Origin of the sequence: Megasphaera stantonii, assembly GCF_003367905.1 — a bacterium.
Taxonomy (GTDB): Bacteria; Bacillota; Negativicutes; order Veillonellales; family Megasphaeraceae; genus Megasphaera; species Megasphaera stantonii.
This window is the reverse complement of sequence record NZ_CP029462.1, coordinates 2,102,084-2,123,450: the sequence shown is the minus strand read 5'-3', so window position 1 is coordinate 2,123,450 and position 21,367 is coordinate 2,102,084. Positions and strand designations below refer to the sequence as shown.

The following is a 21,367-nucleotide window of genomic DNA, read 5'->3' as shown; positions in this document are numbered from 1 at the left end:
TCTACTCCGGCGGGCCCGTTTTGCTGCCGCCGGATTCGACGCCGCCGTGCGTATGGCCCGTCAACGAAATGCCGTTCACGACTAAATCGCCGCCGGAAAACGAAAAATTCGTTCCGTCGGCCAACGTGCCGGAGAAGCCGCCGCTTCCCAGCAACACCAGCGAGCCGCCGTTAAACAGACAGACGTCGGACGCATGGGACACATTCGACGGGGCCGCCCCGCTGTACAGCCCAGGAATACACATAGCGTCATTCATGTCGTGCTTTCGTGTGTCGTCGCTGTCGCCGCCGCTCAGGTAATCATCCAGCTGCGATTCGGCGAAAATGAGCAGACAGCCGTCGCCCGCCCGCAAGGGGAAGGTCACGCCGGAACTGCCGCCGCAGCCCATGGGGAACTGTACCGGCACGTTATGAATGACGGGATAGTCGAAGGAACGGCCGTCGTCGAGCTTGTACTTTCCGAAGGGCTGCACCTGCGCCCGGTTTGTTCCCGGACTGTAAGACACAATCTTGCCGGGAAGCGCCGTATGTACGGCGGCCAGCTTGTTATCTGTCCATCCTTCGACGATTTCCTTGATTTGATTCGGCCCTTGATTACTGTTGTTCATCGGTATACGTCAGCCTTTCTATGAGATTCATTTCGCTGATCCAGTCGCCGCCGTGGGTGTCGCCCTGATGTTTGACCGATTCGACGCGGAACCAGCCCGTAATGATGCGGCTTTCGACCTTAACCGCATCTCCCGGCGTGACCGTCGGGGCCAGAAGCGTCTTGATTTTCCATCCTGATTGCTTTTCCGGCTTTTCCTTTTTAGCCTTTTGCCGTCGACGACGCTTTGGTGTTTCCTTATCCGGCTTAGGGCTTGCTCTGATGATTCGTTCTGGAGAACCAATTAATCCGCTATCCGATGCAAAGACTAGTCCACGATTCGTAAATACGCCGCCGTTCATAATGACTTGTAATGTGTCATTTTGAACACTCCACGAGCAGCCGGAATGATAGCAAATGCCGTCCAATGCTTCGCGTGCCGTGCCGACGAATGAATACCCGTTGATGAACGTACCGAACTGCACGCCTTCGCCCAGCACCAGCGGCACCCCCATTGCGTTAGCGATTGTCTGCAATATTCTGTTCCCAGAAGTGCCCGGCGCAAAGGAAAGAGAAAAGGCCGTGTCACGAATCGCTACGTTGCCGTCGGCCAGAGTGAGCTTCGTTTCCACATCCTTATCGTTTTCTTTCGTCTCGCTCTGTGTAACCGTGCCGACAAATAGCCGAACAGGACCGGTATTATCCTTGTAGCCCGCCCAAATTTCGACTTTGCGGTCAGCAACTTCTATTCGGTTTCGCGAATCTTCCGACAGATTGTACAAGGATAAGGCACTCTTATTGGTTTCTTTGGTGATGTCTTTTTCCACAGCAAATTGGATGCGAAGCGTATTCGCATATTCCAAATTGATTTCCGGGAATACGACTTTATACTGTCGATGCCATAATGTCATTGAGTTCCGCCTCCGGTATATAGACCATAGACGCCTTGCCGGTGATGAAATCGGTTCGTCCGATTTTCTCGTTGCCTGTAACCGGCGACGTAATGACAGCCACGAATTCACCGCCAGGAAGTCCGGCATGACGGCGATATTGATGCAGGAGCGGGAAATTCGGTACAAGTGCAATACCGCGAACGATATCCGTATTTTGACTATCGCGTACGTCCATACTCCATGACTGTGAATGATCATTCCAAGCAAAATGCAAATTGAATTGGACTGTATCGATAATAACCGATTCATAAAAATCGTTAGCGTCGGTCATTGAAATCGTAATCATTAGTAAAATGTCCCTGCCTTCCCGATAGACTGATACACAGAATAAGCTGCCATATATGCCGTCGCTTCCGATCCGGTAGCCATGGCCCCGAGCTGGCCGAAATCTATATTGTCCGTATTGATTCCCAGAATCCCGCCGCCCGCGCTTCCGGCCGAGGCGTCGACCGTTTGCAGGCCCGTCCCGATTTCCGTCTGGGCCGCGGCCCCGCCGTCTTTTTCCGTCGTTCCGGCTTTTCCGGCCGCATCATTAGCAGCATACTCTTCCGGCACGTCTTCTGTCCGCTGCACTACGCGGCGGACGTGCGTAAATTCCAGCTGGCAGCGGTAGCAATAGCCATTTTCGACATTACGGGGAAGCGGAGCAGATGTCATGACCATGTCTGTATAAATAGCATCCACTAACGTAATCGTTACCGGCTCGCCTTTCTGGTAAATCTGCATCAGCATGTTCGTAACGGCATTCAGCGTTCGCCCGCCTAAGAAACTATTGCCCCAAGTAACCGGCGTTGGCGTAAATACGACATCCATAGACAGCCGCATAGGCTTTCTGACGACATGGTCAGCGATGGGGAAGCCGTCTTCGACGGGATATTCCGTTACTTCGCTATCGAAATTCGTTTCCCGGGACATGACAACGTCGACGGTCAGATAGTCGCCGATTTTTGCCGGTTGTGTCGGCTTCGGCATGATTCCGGCGGTGCTGGACACGAAGCCGCTGCCGCCCAGCAAGCTATTAAGACTCGGCATATACAACCCTCCTTTCTGTTATCAGAACCCCGGCATGAATCCCGGAAGACCATCATATGCAGACTGTACTGCGTCTCCCAGTTGTGAGGAATCCGTCAAATTATATTGATTGTCCTGATGAATATTGGTGCTTATTATCTGACGCGAGAAAGATTCTGCTGCACTTCCTGCCGCGTCGAACTGAGCTTTCAAGCCGATAAATTCCAATACTTTATTGACGACAGCGGAAAGCCAATCGTATAAAGTGCGAACAGCACTTGCCACAGTGTTAATCAAATCCCCTAAGTCGCGAAATACTCTGGATCCGATAGTAAATAGGGAGGTTATAGCGCCCACCAGAGCATAACCTAAAATCGTAGCAATCCCTTGTAATACAGGTTTTAACGTCTCAAAGGCTTCTTTCCACTCATCAACGCCTTGCTTAAGCATCTGCAATCCGGGCTCAAATGCTTGCATAATTGGTTCCCAATGCTCTTTTATTGCGTCGATTGCGGGCGTAAAAATATCGTTGATGTATTGGCCAGCAATGCCCAATGCTTCAACGATTTTATTCAGCCCGGCCGCTACCTGCGCCAATGCCGGATTTTCGGCGACGGTCTGCTCGTATTCAATTTTATTTCTTGCCGTTTCCTCCGGTGTCCGCCCTTCTATGGGGCCGCTCATGATGGTGAGCAAGGCGTCGCCCTTATCGACGACATCGCTGATTTGCTGGCCTAGTTGCGAAAATACCTTTGACCGGTTTTCGATGTACCAGACAAACCGCCGCCATAAATTACTGGATTTCTTCATTGCCTGTCCAATAGTGGTAGGCATTTTCTTGAACTGCGCATCAATGGCGTCCCCGCTGGCGAGAATTGCATTTATAACGACCTCACTGGTAAGTTCGCCCTGGGCACCCATTTCTTTCAAATCGCCGACTGTGACCCCTAGTGATTTGGACATCTGTTGCATCAGCGTGAAGGCATTTTCGCGCAATGAGCTCAATTCATCGCCTTGCAGCTGACCGGAGCCGAGGGCCTGCCCTAACTGCAAGATCGTCGCGCTGGCCTGTTCCGCCGACGCACCGCCGACGGTCAAAGACTTCGAGACAATATCCGTCAGCCGGGCCGCTTCTGCGGCTCCCATGCCGTACTGCTCAACGGAGCTGGCGACCTTAAAATACAAGTCGCCAATATCGCTCAGTCCTTGCCGGTTCTTCTGGCTCATCGTATAGAGCTGATTTTCAACGGCAGCCCGTTCCCGCTCGTCGTCGTACAATGTGCGAAGGCGGCCATCCAAGTTCATCATCTCATCGGCTGTATCAATGATGGCACTGGTTGCAAATGCCCCGGCGATGGCCGTCGCCAGCAAGTTAAATTTTCCGATCAGGGCCGACGCCTGATTATTGACCGTTCCCAAGCCTTGACTAAATCCCTTTAGATTTAGATTGACGTTGCTGTTCCGGCGCAGCCGGGCCAAGGCATAATTGACGTTGTTCACGGCCCGGGCGGCCATTTGTGAGGCAGGGCCCGCCCGCAGGAAAGCCCGGCTCAGAGAATCCCCGGCAAAGGTGGCGCTTTGGGCCATTCGCCGCATATTCGCCTTCGTCCCATTGATTGCTGCTTCTGCCCGGTGCTGGCTGCCCCGGTTAAGCTCATATGAAATTCTGATGAGTAATTCCCTTACCGCCGACGCGGCCATGGCTGTCCACCTCCTTTGGGCATTTTCTTCGTCATATTCCAGTATTCAATATCGGATACCATCGTCAGATAGTCATTCATACTGACGAGTTCGGCCAGTGTGACCCGGCCTTCTTTCACGTCCCGGAATGTCGTCATTCCTTCTCGGATCGCTCTCCAGATAAAGAGGGTTGAACCGAAATAGCGTTCAACGCGTCCCGGAACATCGACCGGATCGCGCCCCAAATCTCGAGGAACCCAACCGGGATGCTGGAGAGCTTCGAAAAATCCGCGTAATTCACCGCGGCGACCTGACACATCAGCACCATCATGTCGATAGGCCGACCAGAAAAGACCTCATTGGCAACGGATTCCGTAAATTTCACAAAATCGCCGTTTCCTTTCTTCACGTAAACGTATTCCGGGTCAAGCAGCAGTTTTGCTATCCGGAGCAATTCGTCCCCGTTCAGCTGACGCGCAAGGGCCGTAACCCCGCCGGTCGCAATGTTGGCCAATAGTGCAAAATCCGACGTATGTTTATCGTTCGCCGGTGATTTTCTTATTGCATCAAAGCCACCATCCAGCAGAGGAGCGGCCACTTTCAGCAGATCGCCCGATACCTTCATGGCATAAAACGGGTCAAATTGCCGGATATTGAAGGTATACTCGCCTTGTTTATACTCTTTGATTTCTCCACCGCTATACATTAGTCATTACCTCCGATAATTGGGTCTGTTACGGCCCCTGTATTTAGTGTCCAGCTCTGGGAATCAATCTGACGTCCCTTTCCGGCTTCCGGGAAATTTTGAACCCATGCCTCGTCGGCAAAAAACAACGTTGAGCCGGACAAGTCTTTGATCATAAGCGGCTTCTTGCCGCCGCCGTTATCGCGATCCTGATTATAGGCATTCGAAAGGTAATCGTTGCTCTTACTCGTCGACGCCAAGGATAATTCCACCTCAAAACAGTGATTCGGGTCAACGCTGCGCCCGACTTCGCCGTCGGCGCCAACGTAGATTGTCATGCCATCGCCCAGCGGGCGGATCGTAATCATGTCATCTTCAGAAAATCCCGTAATTTGCTGTCCGCCAAAAATGACGAGCAATTTCTTTGGGTCATACGTTAATACGCTCATGTTTGCTCACTTCCTTCCCTTATGCAACTTCAATCAGATTTTCATAGGTCAGGTTGCCCGTAATATTGACAACGTGAATAGCGCCGGCCAAACGTGCCGTAAATTTGACGTCGTTCAAAATGCGAAGGGCTTTTTGATTCGGCGAAATCGTCGAAGCCAACGGAACTGAAACCGTAAAGCCAAGGTTTTTATTCTCGGATTCGTCATATTCCGTCGGCGCAATGCCGCCGCGGGTCTGTCCCAACGTCAGCGCCGAACGGACAGCCGCCTCAACGGCCGCAATGCCGGCGTCGGTATACGGAACCTTGTCGCGGTTAATCAGTAAATTAAAAACATTGACTTTGATTTCCTCGGCCAGCCAGTCGCGAAAGCGAATGACGTCAATCCATTCACCGGCGGCGACTTTACCATTCTGGGTGATAGAGATGTTCCGGAACGCCTCGAAGGTATTCCCGTTTTTTCCCTGCACGGCAAGCGCTTCCGTTTCGCTCAGGCCGTCCGTCGTAATGCTGGAAAGCTGCTTATTGGCCCATGTTTCCCCGCCCGGGTCAATGGCAAAGCAGCGGGCCATAATAGCGCATTCCGGATATTCTGTAGCCGCCAATGCGTGATAGAACCAGAATGTCCGGTAATAGTTTTTCGCCTTCAGCTGACTGCCGATGTCCGTTGTAACCTCGCTGTTTTTAGCTCCATCAGCTGCCGTCGCCGTCCCGAACAGCTTTTCATTCGCCTCGGCCCATTCAGCCATGGCCAAAATGTCCTCATCAGCGCGAGACGCCAAGGCGACGCCGTAGAAATCGCTGTCAGATGTCACAATTTTGGCCATAGATAACGTGATACTTTCTGTCGTGTCATCCATAGCCGTTTGTAAATTGCTTGTGACCTTTACAGAAAAAGCCGTTCCGGGATTCTTTGCTTCCAAATGCAGCTGCGTTAACGACGGCTCATCGGCTTGTGAATCATTATCTATCAGAACAGAATCACTATCGCCTGTAATCGCCTGTAAAATCCCTTTCAAAATATCGGATTCACTTCCGGAACTGTTGGTGTAGGTGTATTCCTTATCTCGGATTGTTCCATCCGAAAGCACATTGGATACGGTAAGCGTGTAAGTGCTAGCTGCGCCCAGTTGAGCGACACTTAGGGTGAAACCGTCTACCTGTTGGCGGCCGACTTTGACCTGCGCCGGCGAAGGCGTCTGCGCGAAGGCGTCGGACACCATATGATACAAGGCGTCTTCCGCAGAAAAACCATCCTCAATCATTTGATTTGGGTCTGTGTAAGTGCTGACGCGCGTCAGTCCATACATATGCGGGCCGACGCACAATAAAGTGCTGAACCCCTCCGTAGAGATGCCGGTCGTATTCAGCGATATTTGCACATTGACAATTCTGTCAATATTAGCCATTTGAATTTTCTCCTTTCACAGTTAAATCAATCTTCATTTTTGGGGTTGATGTTGGTTCGGTAAGTGTGCCATCGATTTCCACGGTTTCAATGTAACCGACGTCATCCGTCATTTCCGACATGTACCGGACGCTCAGGTCAACCGCGGCCCGGTGTTCCCAGGCGACGGCGCCGAGCGTGAAGGATACGTCCTGTACTGGCCCGGCATTAAAAAAAGCCACCCGGGCAGCCTGACATCGGTCTGCTACGGTTGGCTTTTCAAGGCCCCGAACCATTCTTTCCAGTGTTTCAAGGGGATTTTGTTTTTGATTGTCGGTAAACTGTACTTCGAGCATCGCCGAGGTCGGAACGACAATGGTCATAATACCGGGCGTATCCGTCGGCCGCAGCTCTTCGGCCGCTTCCCGCTGCGCATTGTACAGGCGCAGCATAGCATACGCTTTCATGGGCCGCGGCATGTTGTTTTGATTGGCCCAGATGACGGACGGCTTGGGAATGTTCAGCAGTTCGGCGATAAGGTCATGAACAAATCGTCTCTGGTCATTTATCATCCGGCATCACCTCCTGCGCGATGGCCTTGTAGTGGCTGATAACGCCGCTCTGGTACGGGTCGCACTGGATGACCTGAAACCGGCTGCCCTGCCAGAGTATCGTATCGGCCTCCCATGGCCCGGAATCTTCCGTATTTGCCCATCCTGCCTCTTTCGCAGGGTGTAGAGGGGTGTTGGTATAGGCCTTGATGTAACGGACGTTTCTGGCCCCGTCTGCGGCAATTTGCGTGTATTCGTTGGCATTGAGCGGCTGCACGGAGGCAAAAATCGTCAGTTCCTGCTCCGTTCCCGGGACATAATAGCCGTCGTCGCCGACGGAGCCCACGGCCCGGCGCAAAATCTTAACAGGTTTGCGGAATCCCATCGTGGTATCATCCTCTCTTGATGCGAAAATCAACACTGTTCCGCAGGCGGCCGGTGTCGATGAGCGGGCGACTGGATTTTTTCCGGGCGATCGTCGCCGGTGAGTTGGGGGCAAAGTCGCCGCGCGTGAAGATAGCTTGAATATCCCCCTTGGCCTGAGTTCCGAGCAGTTCGAGTGCCTGCTCAGCGGACATGCCGTTAAGAATGAGCGTGACAAGCCGTTCCGCTGTGTCGCCCCATTTATCCATATTGGCGTCGGCCGCCTGATGCATGAACGGCCGGGCCGGAATATGAATCGTCGTCTTATTGGGGCTCAGATGAATGCCGATGGTGTGCAGATACCCCCGCATCCGCGGCGTAACCGGAATATCGACGCCGTACTCATTCCAATAGGCCACATCGGCCACTTTGGTCTTGCCGTCCTTTTCGGTTCCAGCGTTGGCAAATACGCCGGCTTCTACGCTCTTCCCGTCCAGCTGTTCCAGATCGCCGATAATCTCTTTGTACCCCAGGTCAACGTCAATGACTTTTGTCATGCTTCATCACCCCATCCGCGTCATGACCGGCACGATGCACATGCTGCGAAGCGTTAAAAATTGCAGACCATACACGGTCTTTTTGAGCAGGGAATCCATGTCGTCTCCCGAAGAAGACGACGCCATTCCGCCATAAGAGCGCTGCAAATCGCCCTCCCGTTCCGAGACAAGAGCGCCGGATGTCAGCGACGTCGCCGCCCCGGCGTTTTCGTCGTTGGCAATCAGGGTCTGCAAGGTAAACTGATGGGCCGCCAACAAGGCGACGGCCCGATCATACATCTTGCCAAACCGTTTCTTGCTCAGAATATCGCCGACAAGATCCAGCATTCCCTGCACTTCGTCGTCGGAAATTTGCTGAAATTCCGGGGCGATTTTTCGGAATATCTCAAGCTGCGTCATGACTACTCATCCGCTTCAGCGGCCTTGATAAGATCGAGAATGTCGGCTTTTTTCAAGCCGTTGGGAATCTCAATGCCTTTCTGCGCAGCATATTCTTTGAGGTGCTCTACCGTCATATCTTCCAACGCTTCGGCAGCTTTCTTTGCTTCTTCCCCGCTGATGATGTGAATGTCGCCCTTGTCAATCAAGGACTTGATGCGGGGATAGAGCTTCAGAAACGCGTCTTTATCCGCCTCGACTTCTTGCGGCACCTCCGGCACCAGCCGATACTCCCCGGCGAAGATGACGCGGGCCGTTTTGTTCATAAGAATCATCATGATAGTTTCCCCCTTTCCTTAGCAGCCTTCGGCCTTAACAAAAGCGAACGGCATCGTTACCGTAACGCCGGCCGTGGATGCAACGCAGTTAATGACATATTCCAAATTGCGGTATTCGACAGGCAACTGGTCGAAGCGAATCGGAATTTCGAACTTGATGTACGTCGGGTCAAAGTATCCGGCAATCATGACGTCTTTGCCGCTTTCGCCTGCGCCTTTCAGCTCGCCGACGCGCATGATGCGGGTGATTTCCGGATGCGCCTGTCGGAAGAAATTAAGGTACGTCGTTTCGGTGTAGCTCAGGCGCGTTGTGGCCAGATACGAGTATACGGACGGCGGAAGCAGCAGCGTATTCGCCTGTTCGACGTCGTTCGTCGCTTCCGGGATAGATTCGATAAAATCGTTCAGGTCGCGGAAGACCTGCTCTTCGGTCTTATCCTTTAATTTCGTAGAGCTGCTATCGCCGCCGTCGGCCGGAAGGGTAAATTCCGAAATATTCGGGTTATCCAAAAAGCCGACAATCTTATGGGCGGCGTCGCCGTGCCATGCGATCGAGTTCAGCTTGTAATCTACGGCATATCTGGCAATCCGTCCTCTTTCAGCGGACAAGCTGATACCGGCAAACTGCGCATTCTGTACTTCGCGGTAATTGTAGCCGTAGGCGTCGCCGAGCATTTTGACCGTAACGGCTGATTCCTGGGCGAGCAAGTCAACGCGCGGAAGGTCGTCCGCCCAGTTGCTAATGATTTCGGCCACGCCGACGCTGTCATAGACGCGCTGCAATGCCGTTTCTGCGCCAACGGGAATATCCGTCGTAACGGGAAATACATCAAAGGAATTCAGCGCGGCCTTCTTGACGCGCAAGACCTGCGCACGAATATGCGTAAGCTGTCGAGCCAGAAAGACGCTACCGTCAGCATCGAAGTTGCCCGTATGCACGATAGCGTTATAATCGCGGTCATCGTAGCGAATGTTGTTGTCTGTAGGCATGTTGGTATCCTCCTGTAAAAAAATTAAGCGCCTGCCGTGTATGTTCCGGTAATAGGCGCTGTAGATTCGTCTGATAATGTGAGCGTGCCGGAAATCGTTGCACCGCTCACGTTGATTTCACATTTGGTAATCGTCGGGGCGTCTTTGCCAGCGGTACCCGCCGGGCCTTGTGCGCCGGTATCCCCCTTCGGGCCTTCCGGTCCTTGTAGGCCTGTTTCTCCCTGCGGCCCCGGCGTCAATTCAATATTGGCAATCCCGTCCTCAATATGATTCATGTCGGCAGCGGTGATTGTGTTGCCAGTTTCCCATTTCTTTGGTTCGTATGCCATGCGTTAACACCCCCATTTCAACCTACTATCGCCGAACCAACGACGGCAGAGCCGACGATATTATTGGTATCCGGCGTTACTCCCCCGCCGTCACGGTAATGGCTGCGGCGTTGCGAATACGGACGCGCACGACGTCATTTGCTTCGCCGGACGTCAGGAACATGTTGCCCGACGGCGTCGTTTCCGTACCTTTGACAAATCCCTTCGTTGTGTTGTAGGCTACGGGGTCGCCTGCGGCCACATCGCCGCCAGCTGTTACCCATACGTCGCCGCTGGTCAAAATCGACAGGGAATAGCCGTCCGGGAAGTACGCTTCCGTATCGCTTTCGGGCGGCTCTTTGTGGATGTGAAGGGCAATGCCAATCGGCTTACCCGATGCGGCGGCCTTCTTGGCCTGATGTTCCGGGTCTGTGCCGCGGACTACGGGCTCGCCGGGATTGACGCCGCCTTCGCAGGCAAACGAATCGACGACGTCGGCCGTCGTATTGGCCTTCATGCCAGGGAATCCCGGCGCCATGCCCTGCTGATACCACGTAAAGGGTTTCTGTTGTGCCATGATAAATTACCTCCTGTCCTTTCCTATACCGGTTTGCTCCATGCGTTCGCTTCGTCTTCGCGGAGCTTGGCCATAGCAGCATTGACGTCGTACTCGTCTACATGGTCCTCTTTCTGCTTGCCCTGGCTGCCATCCCCACGAAGAACCGTCTGTCTCTGCCGGGCCATGCCGTCCTGCCGTTTCTGCTGGCTCTGTTTGGCCATGTCGAACATTGCGTCGATGTAATCGTCGCTCTTGCCGTCCATGTTGACGGAATCGCCGTGAACGGCCTTGATGACGGCCTTTTTGATGTCGGCGTTGCTCATCGTGTCGGCCTTATCGATGTTGTGATTCTTGGCAACCTCCAGCATGTCGACGCGTTCCTTTACGGCGGCGGTGAATTCCTTGTCTTTCTGCTCCATGGCGTCCTTGTGGGCTTTCTTTTCCTTATCTAAGTCGCTGATGGCCGCGTCATACTTGGCCTGGAGCTTATCCATTGCGGTTTTCGAATCATTTCGTTCCTGCAACAGCTTTTCAATATATACTTTGACTTCCGGGGCGGCGTCGTATTCGATACCGCTGTCGGTTCTTACTTTTGTCATATTCATCTGGGTGTCTCCTCCTTCGTCTTCTTCGTCGATTTGGTCGCCGTCCATGTTAAGCCGGGCAACTCCGGCCCTGCCCTTGGCTACGACGGCGACGTGATTGTAGCGGATATTGCGCTGCACGGCGTCGTAATGCTGGCCGTCGGGCGTCGTGCCGGGCGTCTCGTCAAGGTCGAGCTTGTAGCCGCAGGACAGTTCCCGGGCATTCGTCGGCAGGTTGTAGATGACCATGTCGGCCACGATGTTGTTGCCATCCTGCCGACCGGCCGACAACACGGAACCGATCGGCTGTACGGCGGCCGCATTGGCTGCGGACACCATGGCTTTATGGCCTACTGTGACCGGCTTACCCAACAGGCTATTTAGGCTGTCGGCATTAAACGCCTCTTCCGGCGGCCGGTATTCTATCCGCTTCGTGCCGTCGTGGTTGTAGTACGTCATGAGGCCCGTACGGCCAATAACAGGCGTATCACGGATAAAGCCCTCGTCGGTCTTCGTTGCCTTTAGTTCAAATCTGTCATACCTTAGCACCTGTTCTCACCCCCTTTCATGGCATAAAAAAAGAGCAATATGAATTTTCTTCACATTGCTCTAAGCAGTACCTATTTAATTATCGGAAACCCTTCCCAATTTTAGTCAATCATATCCTCCAGTGGAACGGGGTCAAAAAATCCCATTTCATAGCCATCTTTGCCACTTTCCAAACATTTCTGGGCTACATTCATACACCATTCCGCCCCGTTGCGTTTTAAATACGGAATAGTAGGAAACGATCCAAATTTCTTATCATAAACTCGCAGCACTTTGTCCAATTGCTTCCAATCCACAGTTTATTCCTCCTTAAGAATATCTAATGCCGCCTGATACCCGTTAGGTAAATATTTTTTTACATATTCTAACTCTTGCCCTCCATTTGTCACAGCACTTAAAATATTAGCCCATGCTTCACTGGCTGCATCGTAAATCCGACATTGTTCTTTCACTTTCGTCAGATTTTTAGCATCAAGTCCCATATCCTTATAAACTTTTTTCAATTTATTATGTAATTTGTATTGCTTAATTAATTTGTATATTCGATTATAATAATTTTCGCCATGTCCCCATCCAATACGCCGGTCAATAAAAAATCCATCATACGCATCTTGTACTCCGGCGCTGGCGTCATGGGGCCTAAGCTCGTCACATATTTCTTCATATGATTTTTTGCGTAATTCTTCTTTATCCAGCCTTAACGCTTTTAAAAATTCATCACTAAAACTTGCTTTATGCGGAAATCGGCCATTCAAAAAAATGCCAACCCAAGGCTCGTCGGAAGCTAATTCATGTTTGATAGTTTCTATTTCTGTAAAATGAATTTTTGAATTTGAAATTTGGCGATCAAAGAAATGGCTATACTCATGTGCCAGCGTAGAATATTTATTTATGCCACTTTCTATATATTCATCTTGTTCGAAACTATATTCTAATGTGTTTGAACTAGGGCTATATACACCACCATATTGCTTTCTAACAATGCCATCTATCTTATCCGCATATTTTAAATACAATGAACGTACTACCTCATTATTTGCGACTGTGTCCAAATATTCATTATACTCAACCTCTGGCATCGTCGCTTGAAGCTTTGAAGTGCTCTTACGAAGCTTTTCTTTTATATTTATTATACCTGATGTTGAGCTGTTTGTGGAAGTGTTGACGTTTTGATAACTCCCTTTTTTCGGAAGAATCGGTATGTTTCCCAAATCAATGACCGGCAGGGCTACGCACCGGCACCGGATAGGATAGCCTGGGTGCCCGTCTGGCGGCGGGTTTGACCATTTATATATCTTTCCCTGCCGCGGCCGGTGTGAAGGCCGTACGCGGGAATCTAGGGCCGTTTCCCATTGATATTCGGAAATCCCAGCGCGTTCTTGCCGGTACTGCGTTAGTCTGCCGTTGAGTTTCCCTACTTGGTCAACGCCGATCAGCGTCGCCCGGTTTACTTCTACGCCGGCAATATCCCGAATATCTTTGATGAGGTACTTTGTCAGGTCGCCCATGCTGACGTTGGCAATGATGCGTTCCATCATCTTGTCCTCAATGCGACGCATGGTATCGGCGTCAATGCTCTTGATGAGGGCTAAATTTTGGCGTACCCATGCCATTTTTAGAGTTGAGATGTCATCGTCAAGCGTAGCGTCCGCTCGGTACCGGCCCGCGCTGTCAGCGTGCGATATTTGCGATACCGGCACGCGCAGCGGGAACCCAAACAGGCTTTTCGTCAGAGCGTTGAATTCGCTGGCATTGTAGCGGTTCACGGCATCGAACATGTTGTTCATGGCCCGCGTGAGGTCGTCGGCGCTCTCCATGTCCCGCTCGATACGGTCGAGAAGTACGGAAATCTGCGCGCTGACGCTTTCCATCAGGCTGTCGTCGTCCGTTCTGACGGCGTACTGGGCCACAATGTCGATGATTTCCTGCCGGTGCTCGTCAATAACAGCAAATTTGCGCTTGACGTAGGCGACAAGCTGCTTTGCGTACTGCCGTTCTAAGCTCATGGGATAGCGCCATTTCCGTTTCGCTACGACTTTCATTATTCGTCATTCCCTTCCGTGTTGGGCTGCGGCTGTCCCGGTTCAAGGCCCAGCCGGGAATTTTGAATCGTATCGTCAAGGCTGCGGTCGAGCTCATAGTCGCCGTTCTTTTCCAGCGTGTCGCGCATTTCCGAGCCATCCAGCGCGTTCATGTCGTAGTAGGTCTTGGCCGTTGCGGCTTCGCGCTCTTTGGTCTGGGCCTTCACATATTCCGTGTCGGCCTGTTCCTTTTCTGTCGGCTGCCAGAGCGGGTTAAACTCAAGCGTATACTTATCCGGCAGGTTCAGGCCGTAGTCGCTGCACTGGCCCAGCAAATCAATGAGGCGTGACAGCTGTGGCTTGAGCGTTCGTTTCTGGATGCGGCGAACCATATTGTAATAGTTCTCGAAATCCGCCTTCCCGGTACTATTAAGCCCTCCGGGAGAAACTCCAAATAATACGGTAACAGGAATTTCTGTAACGGCGGAAATAGCCGTCTGGAACTGGTCTATGATGTTCGTGACGCCGCCTATGGCCATATTTTCCAGCCGATAGTCGTCTTCATTGTCCAGCGCGATAGTGTTCATCATGTGCCGGGCCATGTCGATGAGCTGTAAGCGCTTCATTACCTGCTGTTCGCCGTCGTCCGTCGCCAGCTTCCCAGCCAACCCATTGAGTTTCATGACGCCCTGCGACAAGCGCGACAGAGCCATCAAGGCCAACGATAAGGCGCTGTCATACCGCATGAGGTCATTGAACATTTTTTCGTAGACCTTCGCGCCCCAGTCTGCCCGCTGCCGCCGCTGCTCTCTTGGGAGTACACCACCACGAAACATGAGCAAGCGGCTTTCGTGCACGGTGAAGCGTCCGCCGTAGTAGCCGGTCACATTGTAAAATTCCGGCCGCCCGTACAACTGGCTGCGCGGGTCGCTGTACAGCATGGCGTCGCTGGTCGTAATGTCCGGCGCCTCGATGACGACAAGCCGCTCAATGCTTCGCAAGGCCGATTCGTTCAGCGGTTCGCTTAGCTCAGCCGTTCCGTCATCGGCCATCATCAAAACCGCGCTGCCGCCGTACAGGCGATCCCAGGAAAGGGCTTCCGAAAATCGCTGTTCCCATTCTAAGTCCTCCATGACGGACAACACCGCTTTTGTCTGCTCTTCCATTTCTGCCTCGCCGTCTTTCAGCGTGAACCCTTCCTTTACGGCTTCGTCGGCCGGGGCTGTAATGATTTTCTGGGCAATGCCGTTATACGTGAACATATCGGCACATTCCCAGTCTGTCATCATCCGCGAAGGCGTGTATATGTAATTTGAAAATGGGTCGCGGCCATGCGTACCGTGCCCGATAAAGGCATTGAAAAAGCCATCAAACCGCTCTGCCATTATTTTTTGTCCTCCTTTTACGATGTCAGCGCCGACCAGTCAGACGTCGACGCTACGGCGTTAAACGCATCGCTGGCCGCATCCACTTGGTCGTCGTGCAGGGCCACAGGAAAGCCTTCCATTTCGTTCAAAAACTCTTTATTCCAGTCTCCTTCAAGCAGCAAGACATTTCCCTGCTGCCATTGGGCGGCCAGCGGCTCGGCCCGTGTTTCCTTGTCTCCGCTGACTGGATGCGTAATGATAGAGTAGCCCGCCAGCTCGCGAACGTAGCTTAACGCCTGCTCTTTCCCGGCCTGCCCGGGGTCTTGCGGTATATAAATCTTGTCGTTGTGGTACAGGCCGCGGTCAATAATGGCCGTCGTCTTGATGAGCTTGCGAACGCTCGACGCATTGGCTGCCCGGCGAATGACATCGAGAAAAATAAATTGTCCGCTCCTCAGCCGTGCGCACAGCGCCCCGGCCGTGCGGTCGGGGTCTTTATGCTCCGGCGTAATTTCCGTTGCGGCCAAATCCCACGCCCTGGCGATTGAAATAATCTTATCTGGTATCGACTTGACAATCTGCACCTGCGAGGCCTTGAAGAACATGCCGCCGGTCGGCCGGATCTTCCAGTTCCCACGCAGAAGCCGTTCCTTTTCGACTTCCGGCAAGGCGTTCAAGCTGGCAAGATATTCCGGGTTCGCTTTCAATAAGATTTTGTTATCATAGATGGACGACGAGATGAAGGAAACGCTCTTCACGGCGTCTTTGCCGTATGTCGCTTCCAGTTCTTCTCGGCTGCTTGACCAGATGATTTCCCCGCCTATACGGACAAAATACCGTAGTTTTCCGGAACGTTCCGGAATAGCGTAGCCGGTACGCTGGTCAATCCACCATGAAATAAAGTCGGCAACCCAGCTGTCGGCGTCAGGGTTGCACGTCGCCCGGATATAAGGACGCACGCCGCAAGTCGATCGGTTACGGGACATCATATAAAAGAATTGCCCTTCCGTAAAATGCGTCAGCTCATCGAAGGCTATCAACGGGATCTGCGAGCCCTGCCAGCTGTGGACATCCTTTTCGTATTGCAAATGCCGGAAGCTTATTTTTGCCCCGCTCGGGAATATGGCCGTTGGCGCAGGTACTCTCTTAAAATGAGCTCCCAGTGGGACATATATCCCCAGCGCCGTATCAAATAAACCGCCTTCGGCTGTAATCTGCGTGGACTGACGCCGGAAAATAACAGCCCCAAAATTCGGATTTCCGATATGCCGCAGACATTCAAGCAGCAAAGCGTACGATTTTCCGCCGCCGGCAGACTAAGACCCGCCATATATTGCAATGTCAGCCGGACAAGCAAGAAATAATTCTTGCGGCCCTGGTTGTGGTCGTAATATTGGCAAGTTAATCACCCCCAGCTACATAGAAAAACCGATAACCCTTTGCAAGCGGATATTTATTTTGTAAGCTCTGTTTTATTTGTTTTCTATCAATAGATAACTTTCGTGAAGCCTCACGAATAGACGTAAAACGAGATACAATGCCATTTTTTACAGCCAGTACACCTATTTTTCTCTTTTCATTTGCTTCATGTAACTGTTGAGATGAACTGTCAAATCTGCCATTCTGTATAGCATGTATAGTGTTTTCCCTCGCTGTTACATACTCCAAATTTTCTGTATTATTGTTTTTCTTATTTAAATCTTTATGGTTTACCTGTTTTCCATCACCGTTGCCAATGAAGCTGTCCGCTACCAAACGATGTATTGCATAAAACCTTTTCTTACCTTTTTTTGTCAATCCTATTTGCAGGTACCCCCTGCAATCTTTCGGTATTAACTCTTTTATTCTCCCCTCGCGGTGATAATTCAAGCTCCTGACTTTTCCAGTATTACTTATCTGGTATTTTCCCTGATACCCTTTTATGTCTCTCCATTCTTCAACCACATTATTCACCTCCATATATGGCAATATCCGCGGGGCAGGATAAAAATACTTCTTGTGGCCCCGGCTGCGGTCTAAGTATTGTCATCTCTATCGCCCCGCTTGTTATCCGGCAAATAGATTTGCACATGAACCTGCTCTTCCGTTTCGATGGGCTGCCCTACTATGCCGCCGACTTCGACGCGATCCATATCCTTTTGCCCCAGCCATTGTTTTCCTAAAAAGATAGCCATGGACGCATTCTTTTGGGCCAGCCGGAACTGGGCCCGGCGCAAGGCAATTTTCCCATTCCGCCGCTTTTCGGCGAAAACTTGGGAGAAACCGGCTCCGTACGTGCGCCTGCACCACCGTTGCAACGTCTTAGGCGTGGTGTTGAAGAACGAACATATTTCTTCCTGCGTGCATTGCAGCTCGCACAGCTTTTCAAATTCGCTCTTATCAATTTCCGTCAACGGTCTGCCTGTTTTTGCCGCCATGCCGATTCCTCCTTTCTGTGTAATTCAGGCAATAAAAAAAGCTCATCTCATCGATGAGCTGATAACTATTAAACTTGGCAGGACGGGCCCGATTCGAACGAGCATTCACGGTTTTGGAGACCGTTGTTCTACCATTGAACTACCCCCCTGTATGGCGGATGGTGCAGGATTCGAACCTGCGGCGCGTGCTGCTTGGCACGTGCTTCATTTTAGCAAAATGCTGCCTTTAACCTCTCGGCCAACCATCCAAATTTCCACGCTCTTAGTATAGCACAAGTTTTGCGTCATGTCCTGCCGAAAAGTGATACAAAATCGTACAAAAACGCCGAAATCTGTCGAAAACTGCTCATATTCTGCCGATTTCTGTCGAAAATCGCCTCTCAAGCATTGTTATTCACAAATTATCCACAAATTCAGTACTAAAATACGGTTTTACTACTGCTTAAATGTCCGCCTCCAAGAAGACGAGCTCCGTTTGTACCGGCATGGCCTTAGGGCCAAACATCATACTCGCCAGCGTTTCTATGATCTTCGGCAGCCGACGGCGGCAGTAGCCTTCACTCACGGCGTTGTCGCTTGCGATCATTCGCCACGATTCATTATAAATCATGCGCCGGGTTACGATGTCCCGGTCGGTATCGTTCAACGCGTCCAGCGAGCGGCTCAATCGATTTAGGACGGGCTCTATCTTCGCGATGTCCTTCTTGAGCCGCTGAATTTTCGCCTCGATTTCTTCCTTCTTCATGTATTCCCGTTCTTCTTGGCTGATATTTTCCCCGCCGCCTCCTCCGCCGGAAGGGGATAATACGGGAACCTTGGGCGCGGCCGTCATGGCAAGCTGCTGCTCGTAGTCGGCAATATCCGCCTTGACGTTTTCGACGTAGGTCTTGAATCGGTTATATCGTGCTAAATACTGCCGAACGACGACCGTATAATCATTGTGATGCATTGTTATCCCCTCCGTAATTTGAAATCAACAGATTCCGCTGGTCCGTCTTTTATCAATCCAATCATTAATCCAATATAAGCCTAAAGTGCATAACTTTTCCATGCGTACCATTAAAATAATGACGTACATTGATTATTAATGCGAGTCTTATGTACCGGATTAAATTCTTCAAATCGTTTAGTTGACATGAAAATTATTTTATTGTTTACCCATCTTTGAAGATGTTTGATGATTTTCGGTGCATGCTGCTTATCATAGACCATGACATACGGATCGTAGTCAAGCTCTCGTAATTTATATATCCTATCGAGATCTTGACTTATTGTTGTATTGAAGTTGGTCAAAACATATACGCCCAATTTGCGACGATCTTTTCCAAAATATGGTCTATATTTTTTTAGTTGTTCATATGTAAATAAGTCGGGATAATTATCCCAGGCGAAGTGTATTCTTTTAAATTTAACTTTTTGAAATAATTTAGCTTTTTCGGTGGTCATAAGCCGTATATCTACTCCTTGCGTAAAATCAACATATGCTCGGCTATCGATAAGCTGCTGCATCAGCTCGTCAAACTGCTCGCACGCAGTGATGTTAGGGTCAAGCAACTTAATTTCTCGTTGACCGCTCCAAAACTCGCTTAGATCCGCAACTTTAACACTTTTCCTGCCTTCCTTTTTTCCAACGATGCAGAAATTGCACCCCCGAGGGCATCCGCGTGTCAAAAATCCATACGCGGCGTTGTCAATGCCGTACAATTCATAATCCGGGTACATATGCTCTATGTCTTCAGGCAACTTATTATCTAACCCGTAGCCAGTGCCGCCTTTAACAATATTATCAGCTTGCCACAATGTCATGCAATCAGACGTGAAATCAAATACTTTTGCTTGATACACTACGTCATACCGACTTAACGGCGCAGCCCATTCTACATAATCACCACGTTTTTTATGCCACGCAGATATTTTCATGAGTGGCAAATTAGGAAAATGGTGGCTATCTACATCACATAACCCAATTTTCATAGCTCATCCTATCATAAAATACGTCCCCACCACAGCATGATACTCGTCATGTCTTCCAACGCCCTCTCCCTTTACGATTTTTTCGTAATGCTTCACGGAACGCTTCTTCGGCAGCTGTCTTCCGTTGACTTGAACAAATTCGCTCGTTATTGCATTTCTTCACGCGTTGGCCAAACTCGTCATACATCCAGTGCCATTCGCAAGCGTCCAAAAGCCGACCGCAAAACGCGCATCGGCTTCGGGATCTTTTTTGGTTTTGTTGGCTCTGATTCGTATTCTCTTGTGTCAGCTTCGTCCATGAAGGAAATGTCTTCGGCCTACGCCGGCGGTTCTTCCTCATCGTTTAGCCATTCCTTCGGCGGCTTCGGGATGGGCGCCCAGCAAGTTACTTCTTCAACATCCACCTCCACGCCGTGGGGCTCCAAATCATGTGTAATAAAAAGAGAGTATCCGCCGGGTTGGTAAGATTCTAAATGTGCAATATAAAACGCCCCATCTTGACAAATCAACACATTATCAGAATACTTTCCGCCCGGAAATGGATATTTCGCCTCTGGCAACTCATCTTGCGGTCGAATCCACTTCATGTTAATCATCCTCCTTCGGTAATGGTGGCAAGGGTGCCCAGTAGGATGCGGTTTCATCAACAATTCCTAAATTATCTGGTGTCCATACACCATTGCCGTTATAACATCCGGTTACAATGCCATACTCTTCGATATATAGTAGAACTCTCTCATATCTTCGAGGCAATTCATCCTGCGGTCGAATCCATTTCACGCTATGCATCCTCCTGTATCGGCTCCGATATTGGCGCCCAGTATGGCACATCGTAAACGTCTTTAATCGTGTCGTCATCTAAATCCCAAGAATATTTCGTTTCAGCATCCCATTTCATAATAGTGGTCACTTTCATGACTCCTCTGTACCACACGAGAACGGAATCCGAATAGTGATAATATCCTTGCGGGCCGCCAGCATGCTTTAATTCCGGAAGTCTATCTCTGGTTTTGATCCATTGCGTGGGGGTGTCTTCCCTTGAAGTATCGGGCACAGCTTCTATACGAAATTTTGCGTCAGGATTGAGTTTTTGATAAAGTCTAAGGGATGCGACGGCCCTAAGATAGGTGTTAGTACGCATAACCGGTATAATATTTGTTTGTCCCCATCTTTCTCTCAATTCGATAAGTTGGTATCCCTTGATTTTCATACGATTTCCTCCACTTCAATTTCAATCCGCGGCCGGTCGCTGTAAAACTTTCCGGCCTCAATCTGTACGATACAGCTGTCATCTTTGACGACAAATCCATTTAATGCGTCGAGAACACCCTTGACGTAGTTGTCCGTATCAGGCCTGCTCGTCGGTCGAAGGATATTCCCCAGGGCAGCCTCTTTCTTTTTCCGGCTCCATGACTGGGGGATGCCTCGGAAGATGTGAAGCTTTAACCGGCTGGCCGCCTCTATTGCCGTAAATCCTCTATAAAATAACGGCTGCGCTTCCAGCTGGATCAGCTGCTTGTAGTTCCTCGATTTCTTCGGGTCAATAGCCTGCACATGTCCGTTGATGGTCGAGAAGCGGGGCCGCCCCTGCGGAACGGGCTCGCCGAAGACCGTCATTTTGACGATGGTTTTGCCGTTGACCTGCTCCCATGTAGCACTCAT

Annotated in this window: 30 protein-coding genes, 2 tRNA genes and 1 pseudogene; all 33 read right to left on the bottom strand. The window is 50.8% G+C overall.

Translation table 11 applies throughout. The features are described 5' to 3' along the window. Window position 1 precedes the first annotated feature (1 nt). The 33 genes and pseudogenes from DKB62_RS10020 to DKB62_RS09870 all read right to left on the bottom strand — a co-directional run bounded on the left by DKB62_RS10020 (window position 2) and on the right by DKB62_RS09870 (window position 21,367). Window positions 2–607: a Gp138 family membrane-puncturing spike protein gene (locus DKB62_RS10020; protein ID WP_107196316.1), complete on the bottom strand. Its 606-nt coding sequence runs from the start codon at window positions 605–607 to the stop codon at window positions 2–4. Continuing rightward, window positions 594–1,496: a phage protein gene (locus tag DKB62_RS10015; RefSeq protein WP_107196317.1), complete on the bottom strand. Its 903-nt coding sequence runs from the start codon at window positions 1,494–1,496 to the stop codon at window positions 594–596. Before DKB62_RS10015 ends, DKB62_RS10020 begins: the two co-directional genes overlap by 14 nt. Beyond that, window positions 1,471–1,824 carry a phage baseplate plug family protein gene (locus DKB62_RS10010; RefSeq protein ID WP_107196318.1) on the bottom strand — a complete coding sequence of 118 codons (354 nt, stop codon included), beginning with the start codon at window positions 1,822–1,824 and terminating at the stop codon, window positions 1,471–1,473. The genes DKB62_RS10015 and DKB62_RS10010 overlap by 26 nt, the downstream gene beginning before the upstream one ends. Next, window positions 1,824–2,570, bottom strand: coding sequence for a phage baseplate protein (locus tag DKB62_RS10005; protein ID WP_107196319.1), 747 nt, complete (start codon window positions 2,568–2,570; stop codon window positions 1,824–1,826). Before DKB62_RS10005 ends, DKB62_RS10010 begins: the two co-directional genes overlap by 1 nt. 21 nt (window positions 2,571–2,591) lie before the next feature. Then, window positions 2,592–4,250 (bottom strand): tape measure protein, encoded by a 1,659-nt coding sequence (locus tag DKB62_RS10000; protein ID WP_107196320.1) that lies wholly within the window; start codon window positions 4,248–4,250, stop codon window positions 2,592–2,594. Next, the gene (locus DKB62_RS12630; RefSeq protein WP_162860309.1) at window positions 4,232–4,387 is read right to left on the bottom strand and encodes a hypothetical protein; all 156 of its coding nucleotides are present in this window, start codon (window positions 4,385–4,387) and stop codon (window positions 4,232–4,234) included. Before DKB62_RS12630 ends, DKB62_RS10000 begins: the two co-directional genes overlap by 19 nt. Next, the gene (locus tag DKB62_RS09995) at window positions 4,384–4,935 is read right to left on the bottom strand and encodes a phage tail assembly chaperone (protein ID WP_107196321.1); all 552 of its coding nucleotides are present in this window, start codon (window positions 4,933–4,935) and stop codon (window positions 4,384–4,386) included. The genes DKB62_RS12630 and DKB62_RS09995 overlap by 4 nt, the downstream gene beginning before the upstream one ends. Next, window positions 4,935–5,363: a phage structural protein gene (locus tag DKB62_RS09990; protein ID WP_107196322.1), complete on the bottom strand. Its 429-nt coding sequence runs from the start codon at window positions 5,361–5,363 to the stop codon at window positions 4,935–4,937. Before DKB62_RS09990 ends, DKB62_RS09995 begins: the two co-directional genes overlap by 1 nt. Before the next feature lie 19 nt (window positions 5,364–5,382). Then, entirely contained in the window at window positions 5,383–6,771 is a 1,389-nt protein-coding gene (locus DKB62_RS09985) for a DUF3383 family protein (protein ID WP_107196323.1), read from the bottom strand. Further along, window positions 6,764–7,321 carry a phage neck terminator protein gene (locus tag DKB62_RS09980; RefSeq protein ID WP_107196324.1) on the bottom strand — a complete coding sequence of 186 codons (558 nt, stop codon included), beginning with the start codon at window positions 7,319–7,321 and terminating at the stop codon, window positions 6,764–6,766. Before DKB62_RS09980 ends, DKB62_RS09985 begins: the two co-directional genes overlap by 8 nt. Continuing rightward, the gene (locus DKB62_RS09975; protein WP_107196325.1) at window positions 7,311–7,685 is read right to left on the bottom strand and encodes a hypothetical protein; all 375 of its coding nucleotides are present in this window, start codon (window positions 7,683–7,685) and stop codon (window positions 7,311–7,313) included. The genes DKB62_RS09980 and DKB62_RS09975 overlap by 11 nt, the downstream gene beginning before the upstream one ends. 7 nt (window positions 7,686–7,692) lie before the next feature. Then, window positions 7,693–8,220, bottom strand: coding sequence for a hypothetical protein (locus DKB62_RS09970; RefSeq protein ID WP_107196326.1), 528 nt, complete (start codon window positions 8,218–8,220; stop codon window positions 7,693–7,695). Window positions 8,221–8,226: 6 nt separating this feature from the next. Continuing rightward, window positions 8,227–8,619 (bottom strand): DUF4054 domain-containing protein, encoded by a 393-nt coding sequence (locus DKB62_RS09965; RefSeq protein WP_107196327.1) that lies wholly within the window; start codon window positions 8,617–8,619, stop codon window positions 8,227–8,229. A 2-nt stretch (window positions 8,620–8,621) separates the two neighbouring features. Next, window positions 8,622–8,936, bottom strand: coding sequence for a Rho termination factor N-terminal domain-containing protein (locus DKB62_RS09960; RefSeq protein ID WP_107196328.1), 315 nt, complete (start codon window positions 8,934–8,936; stop codon window positions 8,622–8,624). 18 nt (window positions 8,937–8,954) lie between these two features. After that, window positions 8,955–9,926, bottom strand: coding sequence for a DUF2184 domain-containing protein (locus DKB62_RS09955; RefSeq protein ID WP_107196329.1), 972 nt, complete (start codon window positions 9,924–9,926; stop codon window positions 8,955–8,957). A 23-nt stretch (window positions 9,927–9,949) separates the two neighbouring features. Next, a complete protein-coding gene (locus DKB62_RS09950; RefSeq protein WP_107196330.1) occupies window positions 9,950–10,255 on the bottom strand; it encodes a collagen-like protein in 306 nt (101 codons plus the stop codon). Between the two features lie 76 nt (window positions 10,256–10,331). Next, on the bottom strand, window positions 10,332–10,811 hold the full coding sequence (locus DKB62_RS09945; protein ID WP_107196331.1) for a structural cement protein Gp24: 480 nt from the start codon (window positions 10,809–10,811) through the stop codon (window positions 10,332–10,334). A 23-nt stretch (window positions 10,812–10,834) separates the two neighbouring features. Next, window positions 10,835–11,926 carry a DUF2213 domain-containing protein gene (locus DKB62_RS09940; RefSeq protein WP_107196332.1) on the bottom strand — a complete coding sequence of 364 codons (1,092 nt, stop codon included), beginning with the start codon at window positions 11,924–11,926 and terminating at the stop codon, window positions 10,835–10,837. A gap of 101 nt (window positions 11,927–12,027) precedes the next feature. After that, window positions 12,028–12,222, bottom strand: a complete 195-nt coding sequence (locus DKB62_RS09935; protein WP_107196333.1) for a hypothetical protein — start codon at window positions 12,220–12,222, stop codon at window positions 12,028–12,030. A gap of 3 nt (window positions 12,223–12,225) precedes the next feature. Next, window positions 12,226–13,968 carry a minor capsid protein gene (locus tag DKB62_RS09930; RefSeq protein ID WP_107196334.1) on the bottom strand — a complete coding sequence of 581 codons (1,743 nt, stop codon included), beginning with the start codon at window positions 13,966–13,968 and terminating at the stop codon, window positions 12,226–12,228. After that, window positions 13,968–15,332: a phage portal protein gene (locus tag DKB62_RS09925; RefSeq protein ID WP_107196335.1), complete on the bottom strand. Its 1,365-nt coding sequence runs from the start codon at window positions 15,330–15,332 to the stop codon at window positions 13,968–13,970. Before DKB62_RS09925 ends, DKB62_RS09930 begins: the two co-directional genes overlap by 1 nt. Before the next feature lie 17 nt (window positions 15,333–15,349). Beyond that, window positions 15,350–15,919 carry a phage terminase large subunit gene (terL, locus tag DKB62_RS12895; RefSeq protein ID WP_269148075.1) on the bottom strand — a complete coding sequence of 190 codons (570 nt, stop codon included), beginning with the start codon at window positions 15,917–15,919 and terminating at the stop codon, window positions 15,350–15,352. Continuing rightward, window positions 15,905–16,615 (bottom strand): annotated as a pseudogene (locus DKB62_RS12890) (terminase large subunit domain-containing protein); the annotation flags it as partial. The pseudogene DKB62_RS12890 and the gene terL, both read right to left, overlap by 15 nt. 100 nt (window positions 16,616–16,715) lie before the next feature. Further along, window positions 16,716–17,258, bottom strand: coding sequence for an NUMOD4 domain-containing protein (locus tag DKB62_RS09915; protein WP_162860308.1), 543 nt, complete (start codon window positions 17,256–17,258; stop codon window positions 16,716–16,718). Window positions 17,259–17,329: 71 nt separating this feature from the next. Next, window positions 17,330–17,731, bottom strand: a complete 402-nt coding sequence (locus DKB62_RS09910) for a helix-turn-helix domain-containing protein (protein ID WP_107196337.1) — start codon at window positions 17,729–17,731, stop codon at window positions 17,330–17,332. 75 nt (window positions 17,732–17,806) lie between these two features. Continuing rightward, window positions 17,807–17,880: transfer RNA gene (locus DKB62_RS09905), tRNA-Trp, on the bottom strand. 3 nt (window positions 17,881–17,883) lie between these two features. Next, window positions 17,884–17,979 (bottom strand) — tRNA-Ser (locus DKB62_RS09900). Window positions 17,980–18,173: 194 nt separating this feature from the next. Next, on the bottom strand, window positions 18,174–18,680 hold the full coding sequence (locus tag DKB62_RS09895; protein WP_107196338.1) for an RNA polymerase subunit sigma-70: 507 nt from the start codon (window positions 18,678–18,680) through the stop codon (window positions 18,174–18,176). A gap of 110 nt (window positions 18,681–18,790) precedes the next feature. Beyond that, window positions 18,791–19,705 (bottom strand): radical SAM protein, encoded by a 915-nt coding sequence (locus DKB62_RS09890; protein WP_162860307.1) that lies wholly within the window; start codon window positions 19,703–19,705, stop codon window positions 18,791–18,793. 317 nt (window positions 19,706–20,022) lie between these two features. Further along, window positions 20,023–20,292 carry a hypothetical protein gene (locus tag DKB62_RS09885; RefSeq protein WP_107196339.1) on the bottom strand — a complete coding sequence of 90 codons (270 nt, stop codon included), beginning with the start codon at window positions 20,290–20,292 and terminating at the stop codon, window positions 20,023–20,025. A 1-nt stretch (window position 20,293) separates the two neighbouring features. Continuing rightward, window positions 20,294–20,485, bottom strand: coding sequence for a hypothetical protein (locus tag DKB62_RS09880; protein WP_107196340.1), 192 nt, complete (start codon window positions 20,483–20,485; stop codon window positions 20,294–20,296). Between the two features lies 1 nt (window position 20,486). Beyond that, window positions 20,487–20,915, bottom strand: a complete 429-nt coding sequence (locus DKB62_RS09875; protein ID WP_107196341.1) for a hypothetical protein — start codon at window positions 20,913–20,915, stop codon at window positions 20,487–20,489. Beyond that, window positions 20,912–21,367: a RusA family crossover junction endodeoxyribonuclease gene (locus DKB62_RS09870; RefSeq protein WP_107196342.1), complete on the bottom strand. Its 456-nt coding sequence runs from the start codon at window positions 21,365–21,367 to the stop codon at window positions 20,912–20,914. The genes DKB62_RS09875 and DKB62_RS09870 overlap by 4 nt, the downstream gene beginning before the upstream one ends.